Source organism: Sorangium sp. So ce887, from assembly GCF_051521455.1.
GTDB lineage: Bacteria > Myxococcota_A > Polyangia > Polyangiales > Polyangiaceae > Sorangium.
This window is the reverse complement of record NZ_CP150354.1, coordinates 5,506,140-5,527,010: the sequence shown is the minus strand read 5'-3', so window position 1 is coordinate 5,527,010 and position 20,871 is coordinate 5,506,140. Positions and strand designations below refer to the sequence as shown.

Below are 20,871 nucleotides of genomic sequence, written 5' to 3'. Positions count from 1 at the left end.
GGCCGCCCCGCGCGCGGTTGCGCTCACCCCGTTTGCCGAGCTGCAACCTGATGGAAGTTAACGCGGAGTACCAGGAACCGTGGAGGAAAGTTGACAGGATCGCGTGTGATGTGCGAGCGGATGTCTGTGCGTCGAATAGCGCAGTTCCTGGAGCGGACCCTGCCCATCGCGGTGCTCATCGTCGCCGTCGTGGGCGCTCCGATCATGATCTTCTCGCCTCAGGGGCTGCCGCGCCTGCGGGAGCTCGAGAGAGAGCTCGCTGACGTCGAGGAGGAGAACGCCGAGCTCGGGCGGCAAATCGAGTCGCTCCGCGGCAAGGTGGCGCGCCTGCGCGACGACCCGACCGCCGTGGAGAGGATCGCCCGCGACAACCTGGGTCTCGTGCGGCAGAGCGAGGTGGTCTTTCAGTTCTCCCGCTGAGGACTCGGGGTCTTCTGGTTCTGTCCAGGGCTGGTGTCGTATCGGACACCAGGGCTCCTCCGCGGGAGCGCCCGGCGTGATCGCGTGAGCTCGCCCGGCGGTCTCGCCCGCGTCGCCGCGCGCCTGCGTCGCGGAGCGCGCGCCCCGGCTTCCGCCCGCCGTGGCGCTCCCGTGCGATCGACGGTCCGGCGCCGCCCGCGTCTCCTTATAGGGAGATCCTGCGCGCCGCTCGCGCGGAGGCCACGGCGTCCGTCGTGGCCGCATGCGGGGCGCTGCACGCTGGCAGCGCCCTTTCTGGTATCGTGCGGCGAGTGTCGCTAGACCTGGGCCGCCTTCTCATCTCTGCCGGCGCCGTCTCCAAGGCTGAGGTCGAAGCCGCCCTCTTCGTGGCGGTCTTGCGGGGCATCTCGTTCCCCCGCGCCCTCATCGACCGCGCCGCGATCACCGAGCACGCCCTGGAGAGGGAGCTCGAGCGCCGCGGTGGCCTCGCGCTCCGGCAGGTCGTCGGCGCCCGCGACCTCGTCGCTCGCCTGCCGCGCGCCATGTGCCGCCGCCTCGGCGCCGTCCCGATCCGCGTCGATCCCGGCGCCGGCACCGTCGATGTCGCGGCCGCCGATCCGCTCGACCGCCACATCGCCGACGAGCTCACTTTCCACCTCGGCGCGCCGGTGCGCATCTTTCGCGCGCCGATCACGGCGATCGAGGAGGCCATCCGCGCCCTGGAGCTCGACGAGCGCGAGCAGGCCCCCGTCCGCTTGCGCCGCGCGACCCCGGCGTTTCCGCACGGCGCGCCCCAGTCGACCATCCCGCCGCCGCCGTCGCACGAGGTGCCCATCCCGCTCATCCGGCGCGCCTCGGTGCCCTCGTTCGACGAGCCGAGCCTCCACGAGCCGCCGAGCGGCAGATCCGGTCGCCGTGGTCCACCTCACAACGGCCACGCCCGGCTCGCCGGCGCGCCTTCGCCGGAGGACCCGATCCTGCCGCTCCGCCACGCCAAGGCAGCGGCCGACGCGCGCGGCCCTCTGGACGCCGAGCGCGGCGCGGGCCCGACCCGGCGTCGTGCCACGCTGCGTGCGCCGGCGGATGCGGAGCCGCCCGCGGTCTCGTTCCCGCCGCCTCCGCCCGTGGAGATCTCTCCTCCCTTCAAGCTGCTCGCCTCGATCCTGCCCCCGAGCTTGCCGGGTCCGGAGCGCGGTCCGGACAGCGGCGGGCGGGAGCCGGCCCCCTCGACGCGGCGCCTCGGCCGGCTGCCGCTCGACGTGGCCTCCGGCCTCGCGCCGCCCTCGCGCCGGGGCGCCGCCTCCGCGCCGGTCCCGTCGCCTGACCGCGGCGGGGGTCGTCCCGAGAGCGCCGCGGCGCCGTCGAGCAGGCGCTCCGGTCGGCTCCCGGTGCTGCCCCCCGCGCCCGAGCCGGAGCTCATCGACCCCCTCGACGACGATCCGCCGCCGCAGCCGTTCGTCGATCTGAGCGACGTCGTCGACGCGCTCTACCTGGCGCGCACGCGCGACGACGTTGTCCGGCTCGCGCTGCGGGGGATGCGCCTGTTCGCGGTGCGCGTCGCGATCTTCGCCGCGCACCGCGGGGTCTTTCGGGGGTTCGCCTGCAATGTGGAGTTCGGCGACCAGGAGGCGCTGCGGAAGCTCACCCTCCCGATGGATCAGCCGAGCGTCCTCGCCACGGCCGTGGCGACCCACCTCTATGTCGGGCCGATCCCCGGCACGCCCACCCACGCGCCGCTGCTCGACGTCATGGTCAACCCGAGCCTCGACGTCGCCGCGGTCACCGTCCAGGTGGTCGGCCGGCCCGCGATGATCCTTGTCGCCGACCGGATCCTCGACACCGCGAGCGGGTCGCGCCGCATGATCGAGCTCGCGCGCGCCGTCGGCGAGGCGTTCAGCCGGATCCTGTCCGCGCGCGGGTGAGCGCCCGCCGTCGCGCGGCGCGCGCGACCCGCCGCGCTCGCGCCGGGGCCGCGCTCGATCTCGAGCCGCGCCGACGCCGTGCGCGGGGCACGCGGCGGCGCGGCGCAGGAGATCGCGTCCATGCACGCCGACGGCATCGCGCGCGTCGACGCCGCCGCGCTCGACCCAGGCGATGCTGCCCGCGCGCAGGTCTCGTTCCTCTTCCTGCCGCGACCCTCTCCAACGATCGCGGCGGCACCTCCTTCAGCGAGCGCGCCGGCATCTCTTTCCGCGACAGCGAGCGCATCGTCGAGGAGACAGCGAAGCTCGCGCAGCGCAGCTAGCGAAGCTCGCGCAGCGCAGCTAGCAAAGCTCGCGCAGCGCAGCTAGCGAAGCTCGCGCAGCGCAGCGCGCGATCCAGGTCGAGCAGATCGCGAGGCTCGAGCTGCGCAGCGCAGCGCAGCGCGCGATCCGGGTCGAGCACCGGGGAGCGACCGCTATCTGAACGCAGGTCATCTCTGCGGGCGCTGCGCTCCCGCGTGCTGCATCGCCGTTGCAGCTGCTGCGCGATCTCGCGGATCGCGCGGCGCGCCCGCGGCTGCCGCTGCGCCTGCAGCTGCCACCGCACGGCATCGCGCCGCGCGCCGCGTTGCATGCGTGCGCGCCGCGCCTTTCATCTACGCAACAAAAGCAGGAAAATCCCGATGCTTATCGAGGTGCAAGTGCGCGTTGCATGAACTCAAGAGGTGTGATTTTCCAGTGTGTCGGTACATGGCGATCTGGTCTTGTTGCGTGTGACGAGAATTTTCTTGTGACAAGGGAACCAAATACACTCCTTTCGAAATTTTTTACAATCCGGAACCCTTTTTCTGAACGGCGGTCAGATTTGGCTATCCGACTGAGGGTCAAATCGGGTTAAGGCATTTGGGTCTCATCGAGTTCGTCTGGACAGCGTGATTCGCCTCCCCGAAAGGAGCTTCAAATGCATCCTGCAAAGCCGCACGAGAGCAATGTGGTCGCCCGTAAGCTCGCGTTGGTGATCGCTGGTTTGACCGCTGCTGCGGTCGGTTGCTCGGCCGACGTCGGCGACGGTAGCACCGAGGCAGTCGGCACCAATCAGCTGGGATTTGACCACTTCGAGCGGACCGTCTTCCGCGAGGCTGACACAGGCATCTACATTGTTAACGGGGACACGCCGGTCGTAGATATCAAGCATCTGCGCGAGTTCTGGGAGACGCATGTGCGCGATGGTGCGCTGATCGTCAACCAGTCAGGCGGCAGCGACATGGTCTGGACGACGGAGCAGCGGCGCAACCTCACCTACTGCGTGAGCACGAGATTCGGGAGCAACTACGAGTCCGTCGTGGCCGCGATGACGGAGGCCGTCGAGGCGTGGGAGGCGGTCGCGGATGTCGACTTCATCCACGTGGAGTCTGCCGACTCGAGCTGCACGTCGAGCACCAGCAGCGTCCTGTTCGACGTGAACCCCGTGAACACGGGCGGCCAGTACCTGGCGCGCGCCTTCTTCCCCGGCCAGTCGAGGGGGTCGCGGAACGTCCTGATCGACAGGTCCGCTTACAACAGCACCCAGCCCGACCTCACGGGCATTCTCCGCCACGAGCTGGGTCACACCCTCGCCTTCCGCCACGAGCACACCCGTCCTGAGGCCGGCACCTGCTTCGAGGACGACAACTGGCGCGCCCTCACCAACTACGACGGTGCGTCCGTCATGCACTATCCCCAGTGCAACGGCACCGGCGACAGGACGCTCAACCTCACGGAGAAGGACATCAACGGCGTTCAAGCGCTCTACGGCGCCCCCGGCGGCGGCGGCGGCGGTGGTGGCGGCGGCGGCGGTGGTGGTGGTGGCGGCGGCGGCGGCGGCGGCGGCGGCGGCGGCGGCGCGCCGGCCACCGAGAGCTTCAGCGGCCGTGTCGCCCGCGGGGCGTTCGACGCGGTAGGGCCCGCCGAGGGGATCGAGGTGGTGCCCGGGACGACCCTCACCGTCGTCATGACCGGGACCGGAGACCCCGATCTCTTCGTGAAATTCGGCGCTGCGCCGACGGCGCGATCGTTCGATTGCCGGCCGTACCTCAGCGACGCCAACGAGACCTGCACGCTCGAGGTGCCGGAAGGCGAGACGAGGGCCTTCATCAAGGTGCACGGCTACACGGCCTCGACCTACGACATCGAGGTGCGCTACTCCGCGCCGGGGGCGCCGGAAGGCGGCGGCACCGCGACCTCCACGAGCTTCGAGGGCAGCATCGCGCGGCGCGAGACGGCACCCCACGGGCCGATCGCGGTCGTGCCGGGCACGACCTTCCGGGCCGTGATGAGCGGCTCCGGGGATCCCGATCTCTACGTGCGGTTCGGCGAGCAGCCCACGCTGAGCGCCTATGACTGCCGTCCTTACATCGACGGCGCGGACGAGACGTGCGAGCTGACGGTCCCGGAAGGTCAGTCGGAGGCCTTCCTCCTCGTGCAGGGATACACGGAGAGCACGTACACGGTGAACGTCGACTACACGACCCCGTGACGTAGCGGCGGAAAGGACCCGGGAGCTCGAGGAGATTCATCTCCCGGAGGGACACCGAGGACAGCGAACGCCTGTCTTCGGTGTCCTCCGCGATCGCGGCGCAGGGCCGCCTCCGGACCGCCCGCGGGTGGGCTCACCCCGAGCGCCAGGGAGCGGCGGCGCCGTTCCCCCTCTCCTCACAGGCCGTCGCCGCCGCGGCGTCGCCGAGCGGGAGGGAGGTGATGAACTCGTCATCTGCCGACAGCGCCGCGTCGCCCAGCACCACGAACGTGTCGTGGCCGTCCTCGACGACCAGCTGGTCGCTCAGGATGGCGTGGCTCTCGGTGGTGAGCTCGTCGAACATGCGGACGCTCGGCGCCGCGCGCGCCGCTCGCCGCGCGACCCACGCCGCGACCGGCGTCACGATCGAGCTCACCGGCGCATAGATGATGGCCTCTCCGATCGGGAGCCGGACGAAGCCGGACGCGCGGCCGGCGCGGCGGAGCAGCGCCGCGCCGTGCTGCGGATCGAGGATCATCCGCTTCACCACGCCGGCGGCGTCGCTGAGGGAGACGTCGGCATAGACGAGGCGACCCGAGGGATCGAGCTCGGCGTACTCGCGGAGGACGCCGCCGGCCGAAAGCGCGCCGCCCGCCGCAGCACCCTGGCCAGAATCGGCGCGTGACCTCCGGGTCTCGCTCGAGAGGGTCTCCGACCCATCCGGCCGGATCGACCGCTCGACCCGGCTCTGCGCGCCGGCGCCACCGAAGAACGTGTAGACCTTCCTCTCGGCCTTCCCGACCGATTCCCCCGGGAGGCAGGCGGCTGCCCCTCGAGCGACCCGATCCCCGGCCAAGCTTGTCGCGCTGTCGCCACATCCCACGAGCACGCTGCCCGTGAGCGCGACCGCGAACAACAGTGAGGTGCGTGTGCTCATACCCACTCTTCGCCGTAGCCTCCTGGTTATTTCATGCTCACTCCGTTTTTCGCGGCTGCCGGTTCGGGGCGGGCGGAGCGCACGCCGCCGGGACGGGCGCGGCTCGGCGCGCGGAGAAAGCGCGCAGCTCGATGCGCGGGAAAAGCGCGCGGGGCCGGGGGCGGGAAAAACGCGCGGCCAAAACGCGCGGGAAAAGCGCGCGGAGAAGGCGCGGTGGGCGGGCCGCGATGAGAACCTGCGGCGCGGGGCTCGGCCGCGAGGAAATCGACCCCGGTGCCCCGGTGAATGGTAGGCTGCTGGCCCAGATCCTCCACGGACGCCGCTGCTTGCCCATGCCGAACGAGACCCCTCACGCCCTTCGCTTCACCCGGCCGCTGGCCGCGCTGCTCGTGGAGCTCGTCGCGCTCGCCGGATGCGTTGGAGACCCCTTTCATATCGGTTACGGCTCCGGGGGAGGGACCGGCGGTGGCGGCGGTGGCGGCGGCGGCGGCGGGAGCGAGCCGATCGGCGGCGGCGGGAGCGAGCCGATCGGCGGCGGCGGCGCCGGGGGCGGGACCGGCGGAGGGCCGCCCACCGTGGCGGTGACCTGGCCAGACTCGCCGACGAAACGCTGCTCGAACGGGACGACCGTGCTCGAGGCGTGCCCTGGACCGTCGGAGCCCTTCTTCGGACAGGACGGCAACTACGAGATCGCCGTTCCCGCCTACGCAGAAGGCGACGGCACCGTGACGGACTCGGTGACCGGGCTCACGTGGGAAAAGGTGACGGAGAACGGGATGTTCACGCTGGAGGCCGCGCTCCAGCACTGCGCCGTGCTCGACGCCGAGCGCGCCGGCGGCATCGAGAAGTGGCGCCTGCCGACGCGGCGCGAGCTCGTTTCCATCCTGGATTTCGGCCACACCACGGCGTTCCCGGACATCTTCTTCACGGGCTCCCAGGGCAGCTTCTACTGGTCCGCGACCGACGTCGACGTGGACAGCACGTTCGCGTGGGGCGTGCTCGCCAGCGATGCGTCCGTCGGGTTCTTCCAGAAGGACATGTCCGGCGCGCGAGCGCTGTGCGTCGGAGGCGAGCGCGAGATGGCGCAGCCCGATCTGTCGTTCGGCGAGGAATGGGTGCTCGATGGGCTGACGGGGCTCATCTGGCAGCGTCAGGCCTCGTTGACCCGGTTCATCTGGAGCGGCGCGCTCGAGCACTGCGAGGAGCTCACCCTCGCCGGCAAGAGCGACTGGCGGCTGCCGAGCGCGAAGGAGCTGCTCTCGATCGTCGACGATCGGCTTTCCGGGCCGGCGATCGACCGGGATGCCTTCCCGGGGACGCCGTCCGATGTCTTCTGGTCGTCGACGCCCGCCATCAGCAGCGCCGACAAGGCCATCCTCGTCAACTTCACGAACGGCACATCGCAGGACCACTCGGTCCGCGCTCAGCGGCTCACGCGCTGCGTTCGCTCCGACGGGTGAGCGCCGCCCGGGCCTGGCGCATCCGATCGCGAAGACCGTCGGCGCCGACCCGCCGCGCGGGCCGAGGCCGATCGCGAAGGCCGCCGGCGCCGACCCGCCGCGCGGGCCGAGCGCCCAGCCCGCCGCGGCTCAGCCGCCGGGCTTGACGAATTTCAGGACGAAGCGGTCGCTCGTGCCCCGCTTCTCGCCGGCCACCATGGGCGAGGCGTTCCAGTCGCGCGTGTCCGTGGGGCTCCGGAGGAAGCTCGCCTCGGCCGCGAGCCGGAAGCCGGCCCGCTCGATCTCCTCGCGCACGACCTTCTCCTCGATGCGGTGGAGCGTCTTCACGTCGGCGACGCCAGTCCCCTCGCGCCCGGCGTGATCGATGATCGCGTACACGCCGCCGGGCTTGAGCGCGCGGAAGATCGCGCGGTTCATCGCGGCCCGGTCCGTCTCCATCCACACGGTGTCGTGGTAGAAGAGGATGAAGAACACGGCGTCGAGATCCCGCGCCTCGGGCGGCAGCGGGTCGTCGAGCTCGCGGTCGACCCGGACCACCGGCTTCATGACGGGCTTCTTGAGCCGCTCGCTCCACGGCTTCTCGGCGAAGCGCTCGAGGACGAAGCGGTTGTTCTGCGCGTAGACGGCCCCGCCCGGGCCGACCGCCCGCGCCAGGAGCTCGGCGGTGTACCCGCCCCCAGCCTCGAGCTCCGCGACCTTCATCCCCGGCTGAATGCCGAAAAATGCGAGCGTTTCCGCGGGTTTCCGGCCGACGTCGAGCGCCCTGTCGGCGTCCGCCCGGTCGGCGGCGTCGACGACGGCGCGCAGGGCGGGGGGCACCTCGACCGAGGTGGCCTGGGACGGTGCCGACGCGGTCGCGTCGCTCGGGGGCGAGGTCGCCGTGGCGGGCGCCGTGTCGGGCTGTCCCGCCGGCGTGGCGAGCGGCGCAGGCGGAGCCGCGGGAGGCGCGGCGCCGCACCCGGTGAGCGCGGCGAGGGCAAGGGCGAGGAGGGCGTGAGGGCTTCGCACGCCGCGCTGTTAGCCGAGCGGGCTGAGCGACGCAAGCGGGTCGGGACGCGGGGCGGTCAGCGCAGCGTGGTGGCGGGCGCCGCGTCCGCAGGGGGCGCGACAGGCGCAGCGCCCGCAGGGGGGGCCGCGACGGGCGCTGCATCGGCGGTGGAGCCCGCGGCGGGCGCTGCGTCCACGGTGGAGCTCGCCGGCAGCGCCGGCGTTCGCAGGGGCAGGAGCGCCGCCTGCACCGCGGGAGCGAGCCGCGGCTGCGCCACGGCGGCGGCGTGCTGCGCTGCCGCGGGGTGCGTCGCGCTCAGACGACCCCGGCCGACGCGCACGCTGGCGACCGCGATCCCGGCCAGCGCGGCGCAGGCGATCGCCGCCGCGAGCAGGCGCTGCCGCGTCGCCCCGGCCGCCGGGAGGGCCGTGGCCGGCACCGAGGGCGGCCGGAGCTCGTCCCGCGGCCGCTGCGACGAGGAGACCGCCGCCCTCACGGACGGGGCCAGGAGCGGATCGATCGAGCTCTCGTCGCCGGACGCCGGCGCCACCGCGTGGAATCCGCCGCTCAGCGGAGCGCTCGACGGCTCCGGCAGCGCCGCGCCGTCCGCATCGAGCGGCTCGGCCTCGCCGCCGAGCGCTTGCGCAGCTCCGTTGAGGCGCCGCGTCACGCGCAGGGTGAAGGGGCTGTCCGCGTCGGCGCGCGCCAGCTCGCCCCCCTCGAGATCGTCGTCGCCGTCGGGGAAGGGGAAATCGGACGCGGGGGGGCCCGACGCGGGGGGGCCCGCCAAGCGCGACTCGGGCGGCTCTCTCAGCGCCGCGCTCACGAGCGCCGCGAGGTCTTCCGGCGCGCCGATCTCGTGGCCGGCCTCGCGGAGCGCCTCGATCGCCTCCAGCATGGCGCGCGCGTCGTGGAAGCGGTCCTCCCGGCGGGGCGCGAGCGCGCGCGCGAGGAGCGCCTCGATCGCGGGGCTCACCTCGGGACGCAGCTCGCCCGCCCGCAGCATCTGCCCTTCGCGCGCCGCGGCCATGCGCGTGGCGGCGCTGGTCCCGGAGAACGGCCGCATGCCGGTGAGCATCTGGAAGAGGACCACCCCGAGCGCGAACAGGTCGGCGCGGGGGTCGACGCGCTCCCCGTCGAACTGCTCGGGCGGCATGTACGTCGGCTTCCCGACGAGATCGCGCCGGGCCGCGTCGCCCGCTCCGCCTCGCGTGGCGAGCGCCACGCCGAAATCCCCGATCTTCACCGCGCCGGCCAGCGAGATGAGCACGTTTCCCGGGCTCACGTCGCGATGCACCATCAGCCGCCCCTCCGCGGCCGAGCGCTCGTGCGCGTAACCGAGCCCCTTGAGTACCTCGGACGCAACGAAGAGCGCGACCGGCACCGGGACGGCCTCTCCCCGCGCCCAGACCCATTTGCAGAGCCGCCCGAGATCCGTTCCGGACACGAACTCGAGCACGAGGTAGAAGTCGCCCGCCTCGTCGATGCCGAAGTCGAGCACCTCATCGATGTTGGGGTGCTTGAGGTGGGTCATCATGCCCGCCTCGGCGATGAAAAGCTGCTTGAGATCGTCGCTGCCGGCGTGCATCGGGACGATTCGCTTGATGGCGACCGGGGCCTCCTCGCCGTCCGGCCCGAGCGCGACCGCGCGGAACACCTCGCCCATCCCGCCGCGCGCCATCCGCGGTCCGACGGCGTAACGCCCCAGAACAAACCCCCTCGATGGCGCGCTCTCCACGGTGCCCGACTGTAAATGGCACCGAGGGGTGGGGTAAAGGGGCGACCGCGCCCGACCGCCGGAGATGCTGCGGTCGATTGCACAAATCGACTCGCGGTGTGCCCTCCGCGCCCGAAACCCGGATGTCATGAGCGCGGGCGTAGCGGCACGTCCACGACGAATGCGCGGCCGGCCCGGCGACCTGGCACGGGGTGGGCCGACGTGTGTCGCCGGGCGCGGTGCATGTCGCTGGATCTGGGCGGGTCTGGTACAAGTCCGCTCAGGACATGATGCGCGCTGCCCCGAACGATCCGACTCCGGTTGTCTTCATCACCGGCGCTTCCGCTGGATTTGGCGCTGCGATCGCCCGCCGCTTCGCTGGCCTGGGCGCTCGCCTGATCCTGGCCGCGCGCCGTTACGAGCGCCTGGAGGCGCTCGCCGCCGAGCTCACCGGCGGCGGGGCGCGCTCGTCGCCCGGCGATGGGGGCGGGCGGGCGGCTGCTGTCCACCTCGTCCGGCTGGATGTCCGGGACCGGGGCGCGGTGGACCGGGCGATCGCGGAGCTCCCGCCGGAGCTGTCCGAGGTGTCGGTGCTGGTCAACAACGCGGGCGGCGCGATCGGCCTCTCGCCGGCGCACACGGCGGACCCCGACGACTGGCAGCAGATGGTCGACACAAACATCAACGGGCTGCTCCACTGCACGCGGGCGCTCCTGCCCGGGATGGTGGCGCGCGACCGGGGCCATATCATCAACCTCGGCTCCGTGGCCGCGGAGACGCCGTATCCCGGGAGCAACGTCTACGGCGCGTGCAAGGCGTTCGTGGCGCAGTTCTCGCTGAACCTGCGCGCGGATCTCCTCGGCAGCCGGGTGCGCGTCACCGACATCGAGCCTGGCCTCGCCGAGACGGAGTTCTCGCTGGTGCGCTTCAAGGGCGACCAGGAGAGGGCCGCCGCCGTGTACCAGGGAGTGAAGCCCCTCTCGGCCGAGGACGTGGCCGAGGCCGTGATCTGGTGCGCGACGCTCCCCGAGCACGTCAATGTGAACCGGCTGGAGCTGATGCCCATCATGCAGGCGTTCGCCGGCTTCGCCGTGAAGCGGAGCTAGGTAGGTCCACGTCGCCCAGGCCCACCCTGGATTCATGAGAGAGGGAACCCCGCAGGCACAGAGGGCACAGAGGCGAGAACAAGAGTAGGGAGGTACAGAGATAGAGAATTCTTGTCGATCTCTCCTTCTCTCCTCTGTGCCTCCGTGGCTCAATCCTCTTCCCCCCTCGCGGAACCAGGAGCGCCATGCCTCACGCCTGGTGGAGCAAGATCTCCAGGAGCCCGATCGCGGCGCGCCTGCGCATCCCGTCGACGGCCTCGGTCGCGCCGACGCACAGAGGACAGCCGGTCTTGTCGCAGCCGCACCCCGCGATGAGCTGCCGCGTGCGCGCGAGGAGCTCGTCGCGCTGCTCGTAGATGCGCTCGGCGAGGCCGACGCCGCCGGGTACGTTGTCGAACAGGAACAGCGTCGGATCGAAGACCCCGGCCATCTCGCCGCCAGGCGGGACGTCCGGCGCCCGCGCCTCGCTCCCGTCCTCGAGCGTCTGGCCAATGTCCCGCGGATCGCACATGAGCGAGAGCGTCGCGACCGTCTCCAGCGCCCGCGCGATCCCGCGCAGGCCGTCGATGGCGGTCGCGCGGCCGAGGCCGAGCTCCTCGCAGAGCGGCTCGGGCACCGTGAGCCAGAAAGCCGTCGTGTGCATCTGGATGTCGGGCAAACGCACGTCGCCATACCCCGCGTTCTCGTGCGTGTAGAACTTGATCTTCTTGTATCCCACCACCTTCTCCACGATGCTCACCTCGCCGAAAGAAGCGGTCGCCCGGCCGAGCGAGGCGGTCGCGCCCTCGTCGAGGATGCTCACCTTGCGGTGGGTGAGCGCGGTCGTGAAATAGTCGGGGACGACCTTCGTCACGAAGGCCTTGTGGTTCTCGTAATCGAGCCGCTCGACCTGGTACTGCTCGCCGTCGTGCTGGTAGATGGCCTGCTCATGGAGCATCGTCGGCGCAGCGCGCCAGTCGAGCTCCGCGAGCGTCTTCCCATGCGCCTTGTCGATGATGACGAAGTTGTCCCAGCCCACCGAGCGAAGGCTCACGTGGTTCGCCGGATAGGCGTCGGTCGCCCAGTGAAACCGATCGTTCGACTCGTGGATGACCCCCTTGTCCTGGAGAAAACGGAGCGCCGCGACGGTGTCGTCCGCCGGCATCGCCGCGTAGGACTCGCCCTTGAGGAACGGCAGCTCGAACGCCGCGCACTTGAGGTGCTGCACAAGGATCTCGGTGTTGTGCGGATCGATCCGGGCCGACTCGGCGCTGCGCTCGAGCAGGTAGCTCGGGTTCCTCGCGAGGTACTGGTCGAGCGCCGCGCTTGTCGCGCACAGGACGGCGATGCTCGTCTTGCCGCGCCGGCCCGCGCGGCCGAAGCGCTGCCACGTCTCCGCGACCGACCCGGGATAGCCGGCGCAGATCACCGCGTCGAGCTCGCCGACGTCGATGCCGAGCTCGAGCGCGTTCGTGGCCACGACGCAGAGGATTTCGCCGTCGCGTAGCCCCCGCTCGACCCGGCGGCGCGTTTCAGGGAGGTAGCCGCCGCGGTAGGCCATGATCGCGTCCTCCGCCCCGATCTCCTTGCCGACGCCCTCGCGCAGGTACTTCAGCATGATCTCGACCGAGTTGCGCGACTGGCCGAACACAAGCGTCGGCACGCGGGCCCGCGCGAGATCCCCGGCGAGGCGCACCGCGCTCTTCAGGGTGCTGGCGCGCACCCCGAGCTCCGCGTTCACCACGGGCGGGTTGTAGAGGAAGAAGCGCCGCGGCCCGCGCGGGGCGCCGGACTCGTCGATGAGCTCGATCTCGTCCTCGGCGATGCCCAGGAGGCGCGCGGCGTGCGCCCGCGGGTTGCCGATGGTCGCCGTCGCGCAGAGGAACGTCGGGCTCGAGCCGTGGAAGGCGGCGACGCGGCGCAGCCGGGCGAGCACGTGGGCGACGTGCGAGCCGAACACGCCGCGGTAGGTGTGGAGCTCGTCCAGCACGACGTAGCGCAGGCGCTGGAACGTCCGCGCCCAGTGCGCGTGGTGCGGCAGGATCCCCGCGTGGAGCATGTCGGGGTTGGTCATGACGATGGGGCTGCGCTCGCGCGCCGCCCGACGTGCGTCGCCCGGCGTGTCCCCGTCGTAGACGATGGCCGGGATCGTGAGCCCGGCCTCGCGGATGAGCGCGTGCAGGCCGGCCTCCTGGTCCCGGGCGAGCGCCTTGGTCGGGTACAGGTAGATCGCGCTGCCGCCCTGGCCCGACGCGGCGCCCTCCGCCAGCGCGTCGAGCACCGGGAGATGGAAGCAGAGGCTCTTGCCGCTCGCCGTGGGCGTGGCGACGACCACGTGCCGCCCGGCCTGCGCCGGCTCTTCGGCTGCCCCCGCGCCGCGCGGCGCGCGGGCGGCCACGAAGGCCCGGGCCTGGTGGTCGTAGAGCCGGGAGATGCCGCGCCGCTCCAGCGCGCCGCGGAGCGCCGGCGAGAGCGCCTCGGGCATCGCCGCGGTGCGCGCCTCGGCCGGAGGCAGCTCGCGATCCGCGGCGAGACACGGGCGAACGTAGCCCGAGGCAAGCCACGACGAGATGACCGTCTCGACGCCGGTCTCGATCTTCCAGGGGGGCGACGGCATGACCCCGGCATACTAAACAGATGCGCCGTGTCGCTCAACCGGATCGGGCGCCGAGGGTGATGGTGGGTGGATCTGCGATGACCCGCGACGCTGGAGCTCGGCAGGCGGCGCAGGGGAGGGGCGCAGGGGAGGGCGAGGACCGGCGCGGCAGGCGCGCGTACATCGGAGGGAGGAGCTCTCGTGTCCTCGAACGAGATCGGATGTCGGCGGCTCTCCCGCCGTCGAGGCGCTGCGCGCGAGGCACACCGAGGCGCCGGCGAATGGCTCGTTTGCGCGCAACGGCTGGGAAGCGCGGATACGGCGCGTGAGGCGATGTCTCAGCGTCTCCGGCCATCCTGCTGCACCGACGGACGGCTGGAGGCGCGCCTCGCGGGGGCGCTCAGGCGCGGCCCCAGGGCGGGCTGGCCTGGTGTGCCGGTTGCCTGAGGACGAGCCGACCGGCGACGGAGATCCGGAGTCGAGGTCCACATCCGCTCTTTGACCCGCCTGCTCCGGGCGACCGCTCGTCCGGGGCTGGCCACGAGGTGTCGCACATGAGAAACGCAGTGATCTTGACGCTCCTCGGCGCGTCGGCGGCGGGGTGCGCCGCGCGCACGCCGCCGTTCAGCGAGCGGGTCTTCGCGTCGGAGGCGATGATCCGGGCCGCCGAGGAGGTCGGCGCCGAGGAGGTCCCGCCGGCGGACATCCACCTGTGCCTCGCCAGGGAGCAGGTGGAGCGGGCGAGGCGGCTGTCGGCCGAGGGCGTGCGCGATCGGGCGCGGCGCATGCTGCTGCGGGCGCAGGCGGACGCGGAGCTCGCGCTCGCCCTCACGCGCGAGGCGCGGGCCCAGGCGCTCGCGCGTGAGGCGGTCGCGGAGGTCGGATCCATCCATCAGCGGCTCCGCTAGGGGCTCGCGGGAAGAGGCGCGAAATCATGCGATACAACCAAGGGATCGTGGTCATGCTGCTCCTCGGCGGCGTGCTCGGGTGCGCGAGCGCCCCGCTTCCGCCGAAGGAGCTCATCGGCGCGCGGAAGAGCTACGCGCGCGCCCGAGCGGGCGCGGCGGCGGAGCTCGCCCCCGCCGATCTGCAAGGCGCCCTCGAGGCGCTGGAGCGCGCGGAGCGCGCGTTCGCCGAGGGGAGGGAGCTCGCCGAGGCGAGGGATCTCGCGTACCTCGCGGAGCGCCGGGCGCAGCTGGCCGAGGCGCTCGGGCGCACGGCGGCCATGGAGCGGCAGCGCGGCGCGGCCCTCCAAGCGTACGCCGAGGTGCAGATCGCGCGGAGCAGGAAGCGGGCACCGACGATCGAGCCGGCAGAGCCGCGCAGACCGCAGGAGAAGGCGCCCGCGCAGGCGAGCGCTCCGGAGCGCTCGCTGATGATCCTGAACAGGCGGTGAACGGGCCCGGAGCCCGCCCGGCGTCGCTCTGCTCCGGGCCGTTTGCTCCGCGCTGCACCATCGCGTAGAAGCGAGGGTGATGTCCTCTGGCGCAGCGCAAGCGTCGCCCGCCTCACACCTTCCGGACGAGCTGCCCCGAGGCGAGCGCGCCTCGCTCGCCTTCGTGGCCGTCGTTGCGCTCGTCTCGTGCGCCGTCGATCTGGCGACGAAGGCGTGGGCGCACGCGCGGCTCGCCGGGTTCGACGCGAAGCGGTCGGGCCCGAAGATCGTCACGGTCATCCCGGACCACCTGGATTTCATCTTCGCGCAGAACCCCGGCGGCGCCTGGAGCTTCCTCCGCAGCCTCCCGGACGGCCTGCGGCGGCCGTTCTTCCTGTTCGTCTCGGCCGCGGCGATCGTCTTCATCGTCTCGATCTACTGGCGCGTCCACAAGGACCAGACCGCGATGAAGTGGGGGCTCGCGCTGGCGCTCGGCGGCGCGATGGGCAACCTGGTCGACCGGATCCGCTACGGCTGGGTCATCGACTTCATCGACGTGTACGTGACCCGCGGCGGCCAGGAGTTTCACTGGCCGACGTTCAACGTCGCCGACATCGCGATCGTCGCCGGCGTCATCCTGATGTCGACGGACATGATCGCCTCCGCCCGCAACGCGAGCGCTCCCTCTCCAGACCCGAGCGGCGCTCCCGGCAGCCCGGCAGGCAGCGACGCCGCCGCTCCGCTATCGACGGAAGCGCCTCCGCCGGCGCCGCCGGCCGCCTGAAGGACCGAAGCAGGCAGCGCGACCGGAGCAGGGTGTGCGCGCGCACGCCGGGAGGCACGACATGAAAGACGCGCGAGACGGGCGATACGGCGCGCGCGGAGGGAAGCCTTTGCCGGAGCGCTCGGTTTGTCGTACAGGAACGCGCTCCGCATGACTGAAGACGCGACGCCGCGAGATGCTGCCGTGAAGACCGAGGGTGCCGATGCGGAGCCGGACCGCGCCGCGCCGGTGAAGGCACCGGAAGACGAGCCGCTGGCCGCCGGCGAGCGCGACGACGCAGGGCGCGCCTCCTCGCCGGAGGGGGACGCCGACGATGTGGTCGCACCGGCGAAGCCCACCTACCGCCCGTCGTATGCGTTCCTGCTCGGCGTGTCGGCGGTCACGCTGGTGGCCGATCTCGGCACGAAGTGGTGGGCCAAGGACCGGCTGGAGCCGCGCGCGCTCACCGACCTCGCCGACCTCGCCGCCTCGCCCCGGCCGTTCGCGCTCCGGAAGATCGAGGTGATCAAGGACCACCTGAACCTGATCTACGCGAAGAACCACGGCGGGGCGTGGGGCATCCTGGGCGACGAGAGCGAGGCGATCCGCCGTCCCTTCTTCCTCGTGGTCTCGCTCGCCGCGATCGTCTTCATCGTCTCGCTGTACCGGAAGCTCCACCCCTCCCAGATCGCGCTCCGGTGGGGGCTGCCGCTCGTGCTCGGCGGCGCGCTCGGGAACCTCGTCGACCGGATCCGTTACGGGTACGTCATCGACTTCATCCAGGTTCGGTTCACGCCGACGTTCGTGTGGCCGACGTTCAACGTGGCCGACATCGCGATCGTCGTGGGCGTCGGGCTGATGGCGATCGACATGTTCTCCCCCCAGCGCCCCGAGCTCGCGAGGAAGCCCTCCGGCGCGACCGGAGCGAAGGCGTCGGCGGGCTGACCATGCGGCCCGAGCTGTTCCGCCTGCTCGACGTCGCGTTCCCTGCCTACTTCCTGCTGCTGCTGACCGGCTTCCTCTTCGCCACCGCGATCGGCGCCCTCTGGGCGCGGCGGATCGGCGAGGATCCGGACGTGGTCGTCGACCTGGGGCTCGCCTGCCTGCTCGCGGGGGTCATCGGCGGCAGGCTCCTCCACGTCATCGCCGACGGATACTTCTGGGATTACGTGCACTTGTGCACCGATCCGTCGCTTGTCGACTGGAAGGTCGAGCAGGCGCTCTGCGTGCCGCGGTACCACGGCGTCTGGGACGCCGCGAAGGGGGTCTGCCACCCGACCGAGCGCGATTGCCTGGCGTGGGCGAAGTTCTGGGCCGGCGGCCTGACGTACTACGGAGGCTTCTTTGGCGCGTCGGCGGCGGCGTACTGGCTGCTCAAGCGCGATCGGTTCCCGTTCTGGAAGGCGGCGGACATGGCGGGCTTCGCCGTGCCGCTGGGCCTCGGGTTCGGCAGGATGGGCTGCCTGCTCGCCGGCTGCTGCTTCGGCCAGCGCACCGACGGGGCGTTCGGGCTCTCGTTCCCGCCGAACAGCCCCGCGAGCGAGGCGCAGTTCAAGCTGCACGAGCTCGTGAGCGCGCGCGTGCCGTCGCACCCGGTGCACCCGACGCAGATCTACGAGTCGGCCATGTCGTTCGCCATCGCGGCGATCTGCATGCTCTACGTGCACGGGCGGAAGCGGTACGACGGGCAGGTCTTCGCGACGTTCCTCGGCCTCTACGCGATCGGGCGCTTCACGCTCGAGTTCGGGCGCGCCGACGATCGAGGGGGCCTCCTCGGCCTGTCCACGTCGCAGCTCATCGGGCTCGCGATGGCCGGCGCGGCGATCGCGATCCACGTGACACGGAGCCGGAAGACGGCGTCCGCGGCGCCTGCGCCCGCCGCCTGAGCTCCGCGGTCCCGGCGGCGCGCGGGGCCCGCCGACGATGCGCGCGGGGCGCAGAGGACGGGGCGCGAGGCGCAGAGGACGGGGCGCGGGGCGCAGAGGACGGGACGCGGTGCCGCGGACCGGAGCCGCGGCCCGGACGCTCAGAGCGCGGTGCCGCCGACATGCGCCGAGGACGACGCGCGGTGCCGCGGACCCTGCGCCGGGCGCCGAGGACGACGCGCGGAGGCGGCGCAGCCAGCCTGAACCGCGCCGCGCCGGCCCTCAGCCCTTGGCGACTTCCTTCTCCTTGCGCTTCTTGTACGCCTCGCGCTGGGCGTCCGTCGGCGGCTTGCCGAAGACGTACGCGAGGCCGATCGAGACCACGTAGAGGATGCACATCGGCACGGCCATGACGAGCTGGCTGGTGATGTCGGGCGGCGTCAGGATGGCGGCCAGCACGAAGGCGGCGAACACGAACCAGCGGCCGAACAGGATGAGCTGCAGGTAGTTGATGACGCCCGCGAGGGAGAGAAACAGCACGATGAGCGGGATCTCGAAGATGATCCCGAAGCCGAGCAGGAGCTGGGCGACGAAGTCGAGGTAGTCGCCCATCATCACGGTCGGTGTGATCGTCACCCCGCCGCTGCCGACCGTGCCGGCCATGCTGAGGAAGTAGCCGAACGAGATCGGAAAGGCCGCGCGCCAGCCGAACAGGCCGCCGCCCACGAACAGGATCGTCGAGAACAGGACGAAGGGGATGACGTAGCGCTTCTCGCGGGCGTAGAGGCCCGGCGCGACGAACGACCACAGCTGATAGAAGATGAACGGCGAGGCCAGCGCCGCGCCGCCGATCATCGACAGCTTGAAGTAAGCGACGAACGCGGCCGCGGGCGCGCCGAAGTGGAGCGAGGGGTCGCCCGGCAGGCTCTGCTCCCGCCACGCCTGCACGAACGGGATGGTCAGGAAGTGCAGGAGCTTCTCGCGCACCTCCCACCCCACGAGGCAGGCCGCGAAGAAGACGAGGATGCTCCGGACGAGCCGCTTGCGCAGCTCGTCGAGGTGCTCCCAGAACGACATCGGCTTGTCTTCGGTGGCATCCTCAACGGCCGCGGCGGCAGCGCCGGCCGAGGCGGCAGCGCCGGTCGCGGCGGCCGCGGCGGCAGCGCCGGCCGCGGCGGCAGCGCCGGTCGCGCCGGCCGTCTCCGGGGAATCGCTCTTCGCCGCCACCTGCTCCTGGCTCATGACGCCGCTCCGTTCCCCGTCGCCGCGCCTGCCGTGGCCGCGGGCTCGGGCGCTGCCGTGGGCCCTTCCGTGATCGCCGCGCCTGCCGTGGCCGCGGGCTCGGGCGCTGCCGTGGGCCCTTCCGTGATCGCCGCGCCTGCCGTGGCCGCGGGCGCTGCCGTGGGCCCTTCCGTGATCGCCGCGTCTGCCGTGGCCGCGGGCTCTGCCGCGCTCGCCGCCACCGCTCCGTTCGCGCCCTCCGCCGCGGCCGCCAGCCTGGGCGCGGCGTCGATCTCGGATTCGTAGGCGTCGCAGCCGAGGACCGGGTACTCACGCTCGCGGAGCGGCTGCACGTTCGGCGGGGGCTGCGGGGGCTCGGGCTCCGGTGGCCTGATGCGTGGCGTCGCCGAGACGACCGTGCCGACGGTGGCGGCGTCCATCACGGGCTTCACGAGCGTCTCGATCACGTTCACCCGCGACAGGGAGCGGAGCTCGCGGATGTCGCGCTCCAGCCCCTCCTGGCGGATCAGATCGTCGATGCCGCTCTGCGACCGGAGCTCCGTGGTCATCCGGCGAACCTTGGTGATCCAGCTGCCCGCCGTCCGCATCATCGCAGGCAACCGTCGTGGGCCGACCACGATGATGCCCACGATGACGAGCACCATCATCTCGCCGAAGCTGAAGCCGAACACGGGCGCAAGCTAGCGCGCACCGGAGCGGGGATCCATAGCGACCCTCACACAGGCCGCGGCGGCGCGCTCGGCCCGACCGCGGCAGCACCCGCCGCCGCTCCGGGCAGGGGCGGCGCCCGGCGGCCGCCTGGTCGCTGCGCCTCCGCCGGAGGCCGCGCGAGCTGCCCGCAGGCCGCGCCGACGTCGCCGCCGCCGGAATAGCGCACGATCGAGCCGACCCCGGCGGCGGAGAGGACCGCGCGGAACGCCTGGAGCCGCGCCGAGCGCACGAACGGATCGGCCGCCGCGCCGCTGTCCTCGACGCCGCCGGGCGAGGGCAGGGGAGCGTCGGCCGGGCCGATCGCGTTGTAGGGGATCAGGCTGATCCGAGGGAAGATCCCGTGCTGCGCGGCGAAGCCGCGGGCGAGCGCGGCCAGGCTCGCGGCGTCCTCGTCCGTGTCGTTCTGGCCCGCGAGCAGCGTGTACGCCCACATCGGCGCGTGCCCGGTCGCGCGCGCGTGCTCGCCCGCGGCGGCGAGGACCTCGTCGAGCGGGTGCGCGCCGTCGATCGGCATGAGCTGGCGCCGCCTGCCGGGCCGCACCGAGCCGAGCGAGAGGCCGAGCCGGACGCCGGGGACCTCCGCCGCGAGCCGCCGGATGCCGGACGGGAGCCCCGCCGTGCACACCGTGATGTTGCGCATATCGATGGCCTGCGCGCTCGGCTCCGAGAGCACCCGGATCGCCTGGATGACGCGGTCGGCGTTGGCGAGCGGCTCGCCCATGCCCTGGAACAGCACGCCGTGCACGCGCGCGCCGCCGCCCGCGCGCTCGGTGGTCGCGCCGAGATCACGGCGGATGAGCCGCACCTGCTCGACGATCTCCCAGGCCTCGAGGTTGCGCGTGAGGCCCATGCGCCCGGTGGCGCAGAAGGCGCAGGCGAGCGCGCAGCCGACCTGCGAGCTCACGCACGCCGAGTACCGGCCCGGCCGCTCGAGCGGGATGCGCACCGACTCGATCATCGCGCCGTCCTCCAGACGGAACGCGTACTTCACGAACGGATCCTCGGCGCTCGCGCGCCGCTCCACGAGCGCGAGCGTCCGGATCTCGCCCGCCGCGCGCGCCGCCTCGAGCGCGACGCGCCGGACGGTCGCGGGCGCGCGCGCGGGCAGCTCCCCGAGGCGGTGCGCCAGCGAGACGATGCGGCGCGCGTCGGTGAGATCGATGCCGCACGTGGCGGCGAGCTCGTCCGGGAGCACGGCCTGGAGCGCGAGGCGAGGGCGACGTTCGTCCGAGGTGCTTTTAGGGCGGAGATCCACGGCGGATACCGACTAGCGCGCCAGGGGGGCCCAGTCTACGG

17 protein-coding genes are annotated in these 20,871 nt (G+C 72.3%); 10 read left to right on the top strand and 7 right to left on the bottom strand.

Annotated elements, in window-relative coordinates; genetic code table 11:
• Positions 1 to 120 precede the first annotated feature (120 nt).
• From WMF36_RS20675 to WMF36_RS20665, 3 genes are all read left to right on the top strand, one after another.
• The gene (locus WMF36_RS20675) at positions 121 to 420 is read left to right on the top strand and encodes an FtsB family cell division protein (RefSeq protein ID WP_437581341.1); all 300 of its coding nucleotides are present in this window, start codon (positions 121 to 123) and stop codon (positions 418 to 420) included.
• A gap of 311 nt (positions 421 to 731) precedes the next feature.
• The gene (locus tag WMF36_RS20670) at positions 732 to 2,342 is read left to right on the top strand and encodes a hypothetical protein (RefSeq protein ID WP_437581340.1); all 1,611 of its coding nucleotides are present in this window, start codon (positions 732 to 734) and stop codon (positions 2,340 to 2,342) included.
• 961 nt (positions 2,343 to 3,303) lie between these two features.
• Positions 3,304 to 4,857, top strand: a complete 1,554-nt coding sequence (locus WMF36_RS20665; RefSeq protein ID WP_437581339.1) for a pre-peptidase C-terminal domain-containing protein — start codon at positions 3,304 to 3,306, stop codon at positions 4,855 to 4,857.
• Between the two features lie 133 nt (positions 4,858 to 4,990).
• Here the strand turns inward: WMF36_RS20665 and WMF36_RS20660 are convergent, their stop codons facing one another.
• Positions 4,991 to 5,773 (bottom strand): hypothetical protein, encoded by a 783-nt coding sequence (locus WMF36_RS20660; RefSeq protein WP_437581338.1) that lies wholly within the window; start codon positions 5,771 to 5,773, stop codon positions 4,991 to 4,993.
• Between the two features lie 332 nt (positions 5,774 to 6,105).
• Here WMF36_RS20660 and WMF36_RS20655 point away from each other — a divergent pair, with 332 nt between their 5' ends.
• Complete coding sequence (locus WMF36_RS20655; protein WP_437581337.1) at positions 6,106 to 7,233, top strand: DUF1566 domain-containing protein; 1,128 nt, start codon at positions 6,106 to 6,108, stop codon at positions 7,231 to 7,233.
• Positions 7,234 to 7,362: 129 nt separating this feature from the next.
• Here the strand turns inward: WMF36_RS20655 and WMF36_RS20650 are convergent, their stop codons facing one another.
• Both WMF36_RS20650 and WMF36_RS20645 read right to left on the bottom strand, forming a co-directional pair.
• Entirely contained in the window at positions 7,363 to 8,241 is an 879-nt protein-coding gene (locus tag WMF36_RS20650) for a class I SAM-dependent methyltransferase (protein WP_437581336.1), read from the bottom strand.
• Positions 8,242 to 8,297: 56 nt separating this feature from the next.
• Complete coding sequence (locus WMF36_RS20645) at positions 8,298 to 9,902, bottom strand: protein kinase domain-containing protein (protein WP_437581335.1); 1,605 nt, start codon at positions 9,900 to 9,902, stop codon at positions 8,298 to 8,300.
• A 323-nt stretch (positions 9,903 to 10,225) separates the two neighbouring features.
• Between WMF36_RS20645 and WMF36_RS20640 the strand changes: the two genes are divergently transcribed.
• Positions 10,226 to 11,044 (top strand): SDR family NAD(P)-dependent oxidoreductase, encoded by an 819-nt coding sequence (locus tag WMF36_RS20640; protein WP_437581334.1) that lies wholly within the window; start codon positions 10,226 to 10,228, stop codon positions 11,042 to 11,044.
• 190 nt (positions 11,045 to 11,234) lie between these two features.
• Here WMF36_RS20640 and WMF36_RS20635 read toward each other — a convergent pair whose 3' ends face one another.
• Positions 11,235 to 13,640, bottom strand: coding sequence for a DEAD/DEAH box helicase (locus WMF36_RS20635; RefSeq protein ID WP_437581333.1), 2,406 nt, complete (start codon positions 13,638 to 13,640; stop codon positions 11,235 to 11,237).
• A gap of 533 nt (positions 13,641 to 14,173) precedes the next feature.
• Here WMF36_RS20635 and WMF36_RS20630 point away from each other — a divergent pair.
• From WMF36_RS20630 to WMF36_RS20610, 5 genes are all read left to right on the top strand, one after another.
• Entirely contained in the window at positions 14,174 to 14,527 is a 354-nt protein-coding gene (locus tag WMF36_RS20630) for a DUF4398 domain-containing protein (RefSeq protein ID WP_437581332.1), read from the top strand.
• Positions 14,528 to 14,553: 26 nt separating this feature from the next.
• A complete protein-coding gene (locus WMF36_RS20625; protein ID WP_437581331.1) occupies positions 14,554 to 15,015 on the top strand; it encodes a DUF4398 domain-containing protein in 462 nt (153 codons plus the stop codon).
• 79 nt (positions 15,016 to 15,094) lie between these two features.
• Positions 15,095 to 15,778: a signal peptidase II gene (lspA, locus tag WMF36_RS20620; protein ID WP_437581330.1), complete on the top strand. Its 684-nt coding sequence runs from the start codon at positions 15,095 to 15,097 to the stop codon at positions 15,776 to 15,778.
• Between the two features lie 150 nt (positions 15,779 to 15,928).
• Positions 15,929 to 16,702, top strand: a complete 774-nt coding sequence (gene lspA / locus WMF36_RS20615; protein WP_437581329.1) for a signal peptidase II — start codon at positions 15,929 to 15,931, stop codon at positions 16,700 to 16,702.
• 2 nt (positions 16,703 to 16,704) lie between these two features.
• Entirely contained in the window at positions 16,705 to 17,643 is a 939-nt protein-coding gene (locus WMF36_RS20610) for a prolipoprotein diacylglyceryl transferase (RefSeq protein ID WP_437581328.1), read from the top strand.
• Positions 17,644 to 17,904: 261 nt separating this feature from the next.
• On the opposite strand, the gene tatC is transcribed toward WMF36_RS20610, so the two are convergent.
• From tatC to rlmN, 3 genes are read right to left on the bottom strand one after another with little or no spacing between them, the layout of a single operon-like run.
• Complete coding sequence (gene tatC / locus WMF36_RS20605) at positions 17,905 to 18,864, bottom strand: twin-arginine translocase subunit TatC (protein ID WP_437581327.1); 960 nt, start codon at positions 18,862 to 18,864, stop codon at positions 17,905 to 17,907.
• A complete protein-coding gene (gene tatB / locus WMF36_RS20600) occupies positions 18,861 to 19,535 on the bottom strand; it encodes a Sec-independent protein translocase protein TatB (protein WP_437581326.1) in 675 nt (224 codons plus the stop codon). Before tatB ends, tatC begins: the two co-directional genes overlap by 4 nt.
• A gap of 44 nt (positions 19,536 to 19,579) precedes the next feature.
• On the bottom strand, positions 19,580 to 20,830 hold the full coding sequence (gene rlmN / locus WMF36_RS20595; protein ID WP_437581325.1) for a 23S rRNA (adenine(2503)-C(2))-methyltransferase RlmN: 1,251 nt from the start codon (positions 20,828 to 20,830) through the stop codon (positions 19,580 to 19,582).
• Positions 20,831 to 20,871: the final 41 nt, after the last annotated feature.

Coding starts and splice junctions, on each gene's coding strand:
- lspA (WP_437581329.1), top strand. CDS start 15,929: ATGACTGAAGACGCGACGCCGCGAGATGCTGCCGTGAAGACCGAGGGT.
- WMF36_RS20640 (WP_437581334.1), top strand. CDS start 10,226: ATGATGCGCGCTGCCCCGAACGATCCGACTCCGGTTGTCTTCATCACC.
- tatC (WP_437581327.1), bottom strand. CDS start 18,864: ATGAGCCAGGAGCAGGTGGCGGCGAAGAGCGATTCCCCGGAGACGGCC.
- WMF36_RS20655 (WP_437581337.1), top strand. CDS start 6,106: ATGCCGAACGAGACCCCTCACGCCCTTCGCTTCACCCGGCCGCTGGCC.
- WMF36_RS20610 (WP_437581328.1), top strand. CDS start 16,705: ATGCGGCCCGAGCTGTTCCGCCTGCTCGACGTCGCGTTCCCTGCCTAC.
- WMF36_RS20660 (WP_437581338.1), bottom strand. CDS start 5,773: ATGAGCACACGCACCTCACTGTTGTTCGCGGTCGCGCTCACGGGCAGC.
- WMF36_RS20665 (WP_437581339.1), top strand. CDS start 3,304: ATGCATCCTGCAAAGCCGCACGAGAGCAATGTGGTCGCCCGTAAGCTC.
- WMF36_RS20625 (WP_437581331.1), top strand. CDS start 14,554: ATGCGATACAACCAAGGGATCGTGGTCATGCTGCTCCTCGGCGGCGTG.
- WMF36_RS20630 (WP_437581332.1), top strand. CDS start 14,174: ATGAGAAACGCAGTGATCTTGACGCTCCTCGGCGCGTCGGCGGCGGGG.
- WMF36_RS20675 (WP_437581341.1), top strand. CDS start 121: ATGTCTGTGCGTCGAATAGCGCAGTTCCTGGAGCGGACCCTGCCCATC.
- WMF36_RS20635 (WP_437581333.1), bottom strand. CDS start 13,640: ATGCCGTCGCCCCCCTGGAAGATCGAGACCGGCGTCGAGACGGTCATC.
- WMF36_RS20645 (WP_437581335.1), bottom strand. CDS start 9,902: ATGGCGCGCGGCGGGATGGGCGAGGTGTTCCGCGCGGTCGCGCTCGGG.
- lspA (WP_437581330.1), top strand. CDS start 15,095: ATGTCCTCTGGCGCAGCGCAAGCGTCGCCCGCCTCACACCTTCCGGAC.